An 8501-nucleotide genomic window follows, 5' to 3' on the forward strand; every position below is an offset into this window, starting at 1 on the left:
GGTGGACAAGCAGCGCGACTTCGTGCTGCGCACCATCGAGGAGCGCGGCGTCAAGTTCGTCCGACTCTGGTTCACCGACGTCATCGGAACCCTCAAGTCGGTCGCCATCGCGCCCGCTGAGGTCGAGGGCGCCTTCGCGGAGGGGATCGGCTTCGACGGCTCGGCCATCGAAGGGCTGACGCGCACCTACGAGTCCGACCTGCTCGCCCAGCCCGATCCGACGACGTTCCAGATCCTGCCCTGGCGTGGGGAGATCGACCCGACCGCCCGCATGTTCTGCGACCTCACCACCCCCGACGGTCGACCCGCTGTCTCCGACCCGCGCAACGTGCTGCGTCGGGCGCTCGCGAAGGCGGCCGACGCCGGATTCACGTTCTACACGCACCCCGAGATCGAGTTCTACCTGCTGAAGTCCTCGCAGCTCGGTCCGGAGGGCCCGATCCCCGCCGACAACGCGGGCTACTTCGACAACGTCCCCGGCGGCACCGCGCACGACTTCCGCCGCAGCGCCGTGCGGATGCTCGAGGACCTGGGCATCTCGGTGGAGTACAGCCACCACGAGGGCGGGCCGGGGCAGAACGAGATCGATCTGCGCTACGCCGACGCGCTCACCACGGCGGACAACATCATGACCTTCCGCACCGTCGTCAAAGAAGTCGCGATCGAGCAGGGCGTGTACGCGACGTTCATGCCGAAGCCGCTGAACGACCACCCCGGCAGCGGCATGCACACGCACATGTCGCTGTTCGAAGGCGACATGAACGCCTTCTTCGAGGCCGGCGCCGAATATCAGCTCTCGCTCACCGGCCGCCGGTTCATCGCGGGGCTGCTGCGTCATGCGAACGAGATCGCCGCCGTCACCAACCAGTTCGTGAACTCGTACAAGCGCCTGTGGGGCGGCGACGAGGCGCCGAGCTTCGTCACCTGGGGTCACGCGAACCGCTCGGCCCTCATCCGCGTGCCGATGTACAAGCCCAACAAGGGGCAGTCGACGCGCATCGAGTACCGCGCCCTCGACTCGGCGGCGAACCCGTATCTCGCGTACGCGCTGATGCTCGCCGCCGGACTCAAGGGCATCGAGGAGGAGTACGAGCTGCCACCCGAGGCGGAGGACAACGTGTGGTCGCTGAGCGACTCCGAACGTCGCGCTCTCGGCTACGCGCCGCTGCCGGCGAGCCTCGACCACGCCCTCGAGTACATGCGCGACTCGGAGCTGGTCGCCGAGACGCTCGGCGAGCAGGTCTTCAACTACGTGCTGCTGAACAAGCAGAAGGAGTGGGAGGCCTACCGCGGCCAGGTGACGCCGTTCGAGCTCAAGAACAACCTCGGGCTGCTCTGAGCCGGCGATGGCGCGTCCTGATGCGTCCATATCGCTGTCCGCCCTGGCACGGCTCGGCTTCGTCGAACTGACCTCCGCGTCCGCGGATCTCACCGAGCTGTCGGAGCTCACCGGCCTCGAGCGCGCGCAGCTCGCCGACGGGATGGTCGCCGCCGATCCGGATGCCGCGGTGCGAGGCCTCGTGGGCGTCGCGCGCCGCGACGCGGCGCAGGTCGCCGACGTGCTGTCCGATCCGGTCGCGCGGGAGGCGGCATGGCGGCTGTTCGGGGCATCCCGAGCGCTCGGCGCGTTCTTCGAGCGGCATCCCGAGCGTCTGCATCCCGATCTGCTGCTGCGCACGCACCTGCCGGATGCCGCCGAGCTGACCGCGCGGATGCTCGGGGCCGTCGAGGCCGACGACGGCTTCGCGCGCGCCGACGATCCCGTCACCGCACTGCGGGTGGAGTACCGGAGCTGTCTGAGCGAGATCGCCGCGGTCGACCTGGCGTCGGAGTCGGCGACGCTCGCGATCGCCGGCGTCTCGGCCGCACTCGCGGATGCGGCGGGTGCGGCGCTGGAGGCGGGGCTCGCCGTCGCCCGCGCGGTGATCGACCGGTCGGGTCGTGCCGGCACCCACGACGAGATCGCCGCGACACGGCTGGCGATCATCGGCATGGGCAAGGCGGGTGCCCGCGAGCTGAACTACCTGAGCGACGTCGACGTGATCTTCGTCGCAGGCACGGCCGACGAGAGCGTCATCAGCGAGGCGAGGGCGATCGACATCGCCACGCGCCTGGCGCGCGAGACGATGACGGCATTGAGCGGCGCCGAGATCGAACCACCCCTGTGGGAGGTCGACGCCGCCCTCCGTCCGGAGGGGAAGCAGGGCGCGCTGGTGCGCTCGCTGGCATCCCACCTGGCCTACTACGACCGCTGGGCGAAGAGCTGGGAGTTCCAGGCGCTGCTCAAGGCGCGTCCGCTGGCCGGTGACGCCCGACTCGGCGCGGACTACATCACCGCCGTGCAGCCGAAGGTCTGGACCAGCGCCGAGAGGTCGGATTTCGTCGAGAGCGTGCAGCGCATGCGCGAGCGGGTCACCGATCACATCCCCGCCGACGATGTGCCCTACCAGATCAAGCTCGGTCCCGGTGGTCTGCGCGACATCGAGTTCACCGTGCAGCTGCTGCAGCTCGTGCACGGGCTCAGCGATGAGGGCATCCGCACCCGCGGCACGCTGGAATCGCTCGACGCGCTCGTCGAGGGCGGCTACATCGGCCGCGCGGAGGCGAGCGCCTTCGGTGAGCAGTACCGCATCCTGCGGCTGCTCGAGCACCGGCTGCAGCTGCACGACCTCACCCGCACGCACCTGATGCCGCGAGACGACGAGGGCATGCGGCGCCTCGCCAGGGCCACGGCGCTGGCCGACAGCGCATCCGGTCTGCAGCAGATCTGGGACGAGGTGCGCCGCGCGGTGCGAGATCAGCACGTGCGCCTGTTCTACCGGCCCCTGCTCTCGGCCGTCGCCTCGCTGCCGGCCGAGGAGCGCACGCTCTCGACAGCACAGGCCGGCTCGCGACTGGCGGCGATCGGGTTCCGCGACCCCGCCGGCGCGCTGCGGCACATCGCAGCGCTCACCTCCGGGCTGAGCCGCAAGGCCACGATCCAGAGGCACCTCATGCCGGTGATGCTGCGCTGGTTCGCCGACGGCACCGACCCCGACTACGGACTCGTCGCCTTCCGGCGCATCAGCGAGAGACTCGGCGACACGCACTGGTTCCTGCGGATGCTTCGCGACTCGTCGGGTGCCGCCGAGCGCCTGACCCGGCTGCTCTCGAGCTCGCGCTACGTGGGTGAGCTGATGGAGTGGATCCCGGAGTCCGTCGCCTGGCTCGACACCCCGGCCGCCCTGCGTCCACGCGGCGGTGCCGCGCTCGACGAGGAGGCGCGCGCGATCCAGACGAGGCATGCGACGACGAAGGCCGCTCTGCGAGCCGTGCGGGCGCTGCGCAGACGGGAGCTGCTGCGCACGGCGATGGGTGCGGTGCTGGAGCAGGTCGGAGTCGACGAGATGGCCAGGGCGCTCACCGAGATCACCGAGGCGACGATCCAGGCCGCGCTGCGCGCGGTGCGCCGCGAGGTCGTGCCGCCGGAGGACGACGCGATGGACTTCTCGATCATCGCGATGGGTCGCTTCGGCGGCGCCGAGCTCGGCTTCGGCTCCGACGCCGACGTGCTGTTCATCTACGACCCCAACGGCGTCGATCCGCAGCGCGCTCAGCAGCACGCCGCCAGGATCGTCGCGGGCCTGCGCGAGCACCTCGCCGACCAGCGCGTGCCGCTGGAACTCGACGCCGATCTGCGTCCCGAGGGGCGCAACGGGCCGATCGTGCGCACCATCGAGGCGTACACGCAGTACTACCGTCGCTGGTCGCTGTCGTGGGAGGCGCAGGCGCTGCTGCGGGCGCGGGGGATAGCCGGAAGCGTCAAACTGATCGCCCGATTCACCGAGCTCGCCGACAGCATCCGCTACCCGGAGGCCGTCTCGCTGCAGGATGTGCGGGAGATCAAGCGCATCAAGGCGCGGGTGGAGGGCGAGCGGCTCCCGCAGGGCGCCGACCCGCGGCGCCATCTCAAGCTCGGCCCCGGCACGCTGAGCGATGTCGAGTGGATGGTGCAGGTGCTGCAGCTGCAGCACGGGCACCGGGTGCCCGATCTGCGCACGACGTCCACGCTGCAGGCGCTGGATGCCGCCGTGCTCGCCGATCTTCTCCCCGCCGACGACGCCGAGCGACTGCGCGAGGCGTGGGTGCTCGCCAGTCGGCTGCGCTCGGCCATGACGCTGCTCACGGGGCAGACGAAGGATGTGCTCCCGGCCGATATCCGTGAGCTCGACGGCGTCGGTCGCCTTCTGGGATATCCTGACCGCGCCGCCACCGTGCTCGAGGAGGACTACCTCCGCGTCACGCGTCGTGCGCGGCGAGTCTTCGAGAAGCAGTTCTACGGCTGACATCCAGCCGTGATGAAGGGGGAGCAGATGGCACAGCGGTTCGGGATCATCTGGAATCCGACCAAGATCGAGGGCGACGCACTTCGGGATGCCGTGACGGATGCCGTCCCGGCGGACACCGAGCTGATGTGGTGGGAGACCTCCGCCGACGACCCCGGCCGAGCCATGACGACCGAGGCGGTGCGGGCCGGATGCGACGTCGTCATCGCCGTCGGCGGGGACGGCACCGTGCGCACGGTCGCCGAGATCCTCGCGTCGGTCGAGAACGCCCCCGCACTCGGAATCGTGCCGCAGGGCACCGGGAACCTGCTGGCGCGCAATCTCGGCATCCCGATCGGCAGCATCCCCAAGGCGCTGGAGGTCATCGCCGCAGGCGACGAGCGTCGCATCGACATGGGCTGGACACGCACGGACGACGCGGAGGTCGAGGTCGGATTCCTGGTGATGGTCGGTTTCGGCCTCGACGCGCACATGCTCGCGGAGACCGACGACGATCTGAAGAGCAAGGCCGGCTGGCTCGCCTACGTCGCCGCGATGGGACGTGCGGTGACGGCCTCAGAGACCGTCGACTTCCACATCACGCTCGACGACGGCGAGGAGCAGCTGCTCAGCGGACACACGCTGCTCATCGGCAACTGCGGTGACATCCAGGGCGGGGTCACCCTGCTGCCGGACGCCGTGGTCGATGACGGCCGCCTGGATCTGCTGCTGATCAGCGCCGACAACGTGACGCAGTGGCTGCAGACCCTGCGCACGGTGGTCTGGGACAACGGCATCCGGCGGCTGCTCGGCGGGGATGACGAGACCGTCAGCATCGACTTCGCGCAGCACCTCACCGGCGAGGCCATCGCCGTCGCCCTGCCGGGACCCGTGCCCTTCGAGATCGACGGTGAAGAGGCGGGAGACATCTCCAAGCTGGCCGTGCGCGTGCAGCCGGGTGCGCTGCGCGTGCTCTGCTGAGTTCCCGCCCGCTCGGTTCCCGCCCTCCGAGTCCCGCCCGCTGAGCCCCGCGCACGGTGCGGTGGCCCGCGGTGCGGGAGGGGCGCCAGCCTCCCGTAAACTCAGAGGGAAAGGACGGTGCATGACGACTCTCGACTCGCCGCTTCCCCCCGTTCGGATCGTGATCCCGTGGCGACCCTCGCCGTCGCGTCTCGACGCATACGAGCGCGTGATCGCGTGGTATCGCGAGGCGCTGCCGCAGGTTCCCCTCGAGACCGTCGACACGGGGGATGTGCCCTTCGTGCTCGCCGCGTGCCGCAACACCGCGATGCGCAATGCGGCCGCGGACGAGGTCGTCGTGGTGGGTGACGCGGACACCATCCCCGAGCGCGAGCCGCTGATCGCGGCGATCCGCGCGGCAGCGGACAGCCCGTTCGTGCATCTGCCGTACGACGAGTACCGCTGGCTCGGACGCACCGGATCGGCCGAGCACGCCGCCGGTGTGCCGCTGGCGCGATGCACCGTCGAGCAGTACGTCGACGGGGCCTGCTCGGGTGTGTACGTGGCGACGCCGCGCACCTGGGGCAGCCACGGGGGACAGGACGAGGGGTTCCGCGGATGGGGCTTCGAGGACGCCGCATGGTTCCTCGCGCATTCGACGATCCTCGGGGTGCCGCCCGTCCGTCATCCCGGCCGCGTGTACGCGCTGCACCACGTCGGCGAGGTGCGCGCCGGCGCGGCGTACGACGCGAACGCATCGCGCATGGAGCACTACCGGGCGGCTGCCGGCGATCCGTCGGCGATGGCCCGGCTGGTGGGCGCGGTGCGCCTGCCGGACCCCGTCAGCTGACCTCGCCTGCGGAGGCGGACACCGTCGCTCGGGCGATCGACGGGCCCGGCTGCGCCACCTGGGCCGCTGCCGCCGCTCGCAGCACCGGGCGCCCGGTGAACGTCGGGTCCGCGACCTCCCGGAGCGCGGCGGCGAGCTGCTCGACGGTCGCCGCGTTCGGGTCGAGCGCGCGGCCCGTGCCGGTGCGCTCGATCGCCGCTGCGCCCGCGAACTGGTCCGTCGAGAACGGCAGCACGAGCAGCGGGACCCCGTGCCCCACGGCCTCGGTGACGGAGTTGTTTCCCCCGTGCGTCACCGCCGCGGCGGCCGAGGCGAGCAGCCGCACCTGGGGCAGGTACTCCGCGACCAGCCAGTCGTCGGGGATCGGGCCCAGCATCGCCGCATCCGTCGTTCCCGTCGCTATCGCCGCCCGCAGACCGGTCGCGCGCAGCGCGTCGGCCACGCGGGCGAGCACCTCGCCGCGGACCGACAGGAAGCTGCCGAAGCTCACGTACACGTACGGGTGGCCCGTGGCGATCCACCCCTCGACGTCGGAGGCACCGGCCTCGTCGCGCGGCGTCGATCCGAGGAAGCGATGCGGCGGGAGCTCGCGCCCGTCGCCGGCGGCGAGCTCGGCCGGGTAGTTATAGAGCACGGTGTCGCCGTGCAGCGCGAAGGCATCGGCGACCGGTCGGGCGCCCGGATCGAGTGCGGCGGCGGCGTCGTTCCACTGGGTCGTGAAGCGCCGCGACACCTCCTCGCACAGCGCGCGCAGCTCGCGCAGCTGCGCCGCCTCCGGGGTGAAGGCGGCCGGCCACGCGGGCGGATAGCCGTAGACCTCACCCGCGACCGGCAGGGCGCTCGGGTGACCGAGCACCACGTCGCCGTAGGCGATCCCGTGCGTGTGCAGTGCCAGGCGGGCACTGTAGGCGAGGTGGTCGACGAGGATCGCGTCGGGCGCGACCTCGTCGATCACCTGCAGCGTCGCTCGCGCGCGGTCGACGGGGCGCCACATGAGATCGGTGAGACGTTCGCGTGCCTGATAGGCGAGCGTCGCGACCATGCCTGTGCGCGTCGCGGCGAAGAAGCCCTCGAGCGACGCTGCCTCCTCGGCCTGCTGCTCGGAGCTGCGGATGACGCCTGCATTCGCGCCCCGGCCCAGCGGGAGGTCGACCCGGTCGTAGCCGAAGCCGGAGACGATGGCCGCCGTCGCGGGGCCGGTCGCCACGACGACCTCTTCTCCCGCGTCCCGCCATGCGGTGCCGAGAGCGGCGAGCGGCAGCAGATGAGAGGCGTAGTCGGGGCTGATGATCAGCAGAGTCATACCAGCAGCTCCGCCGCGCGCTGCAGCTCGGCCTCGCTGTGCGCGACCGATTCGTACACGGGAGCGAGCTTGGCGGCCATGCCCTGAATGGTGAAGCGCTCAGCCACGAGGTCGCGCGCGCGTTCCGCTGCGCCGTCGTCTGCGCCCCCGGCGCGCGCGAGGGCGCGCTCGGTCGCGGTGGCGAGCTTCGCCGGGTCGGCGGTCTCGGTGAGGAAGCCGGTGTCGTCGTCGTCGACGTAGGTGGCGGGTCCCCCGCTGTCGGGTGCGACCACGAGCAGACCGGTGGCCATCGCCTCGAGGATGGCCAGGCCGAACTCCTCCTTGAGGCTCGCGCAGACGTACACGCCGCCGGGTGCCGCCCGGCCGGGAAGCCCGAAGCGCGCGGCCGCCAGCCACTCGGCGGCGACGTCGTTCGATCGGTGCCCGGTCAGCAGCAGCCCGCGCGCCGCATGCTGGGCGGGCGGCAGTGCGGCGCGGATGCGGTCGAGCTGCTCGCGCTCGTCGAGCGAGGGGTGCTCTAGGTCGCCGCCGATCACGAGCAGGTTGGCCGCGTCGGCCAGCGGTCCGTGGGCCCATGCGCGCACCAGAGTGGCCATGCCCTTGATGCGGTGCATCCGCCCGACGGTGACCAGGAGCGGCAGCCGCCGTCGCTCTGCGGGCAGCGCGTCGAGCAGGGCGGCCAGCTCGGCGAGGGCACCGACCGGCTCGTCGCCGGCGGCGACCTGCCGGGCGCGCGCGACGGCACGATCGACCACCTCGAGGTCGACGCCCTCTGCGACCACGGTGTGCCGCTCGGGGTGCGAGGACATGTCGATGCCGACGAGCGCGCGCATGTCGCGCTCGAGCTGAGGTCGCGGGAAGAAGACGGAATGCGCGGCGGACGCCGCGAGGCTCTGCACCAGGTGCGTGCGGAACCAGAAATGCTCCGTGAGATCCACCGGGCCGAAGTCCTTCCGCGTGAGGGTGCCCGATCGCTCCAGCGACGCGATGACGCTGTGCGGGTCGGGCGCCACGGTGAACACCGTCGGGATCCCCAGTTCACGCGCGACGTCGGCCGCCCCCCCGCTGCCCACGGCGGGCCTCC

6 protein-coding genes are annotated in these 8501 nt (G+C 71.5%); 4 read left to right on the plus strand and 2 right to left on the minus strand.

What is annotated here, in order from left to right:
* Position 1 precedes the first annotated feature (1 nt).
* The 4 genes from H9633_RS12570 to H9633_RS12585 all read left to right on the plus strand — a co-directional run bounded on the left by H9633_RS12570 (position 2) and on the right by H9633_RS12585 (position 6114).
* Positions 2–1339, plus strand: coding sequence for a glutamine synthetase family protein (locus H9633_RS12570; RefSeq protein ID WP_191713439.1), 1338 nt, complete (start codon positions 2–4; stop codon positions 1337–1339).
* Positions 1340–1346: 7 nt separating this feature from the next.
* On the plus strand, positions 1347–4325 hold the full coding sequence (locus H9633_RS12575; RefSeq protein WP_191713377.1) for a bifunctional [glutamine synthetase] adenylyltransferase/[glutamine synthetase]-adenylyl-L-tyrosine phosphorylase: 2979 nt from the start codon (positions 1347–1349) through the stop codon (positions 4323–4325).
* Positions 4326–4352: 27 nt separating this feature from the next.
* Entirely contained in the window at positions 4353–5285 is a 933-nt protein-coding gene (locus H9633_RS12580; RefSeq protein ID WP_191713378.1) for a diacylglycerol/lipid kinase family protein, read from the plus strand.
* A 121-nt stretch (positions 5286–5406) separates the two neighbouring features.
* Positions 5407–6114, plus strand: coding sequence for a hypothetical protein (locus H9633_RS12585; protein WP_191713379.1), 708 nt, complete (start codon positions 5407–5409; stop codon positions 6112–6114).
* Here the strand turns inward: H9633_RS12585 and H9633_RS12590 are convergent.
* On the minus strand, positions 6107–7417 hold the full coding sequence (locus H9633_RS12590) for a nucleotide disphospho-sugar-binding domain-containing protein (RefSeq protein ID WP_191713380.1): 1311 nt from the start codon (positions 7415–7417) through the stop codon (positions 6107–6109). The two genes, H9633_RS12585 and H9633_RS12590, sit on opposite strands and share 8 nt — an antisense overlap.
* Positions 7414–8501, minus strand: a 1088-nt coding sequence (locus tag H9633_RS13085) for a glycosyltransferase family 4 protein (protein WP_225211433.1), incomplete at its 5' end; no start/stop codon positions are given. The genes H9633_RS13085 and H9633_RS12590, both read right to left, overlap by 4 nt.

It is taken from the genome of Microbacterium commune (genome assembly GCF_014836945.1).
Taxonomy (GTDB): Bacteria; Actinomycetota; Actinomycetes; order Actinomycetales; family Microbacteriaceae; genus Microbacterium; species Microbacterium commune.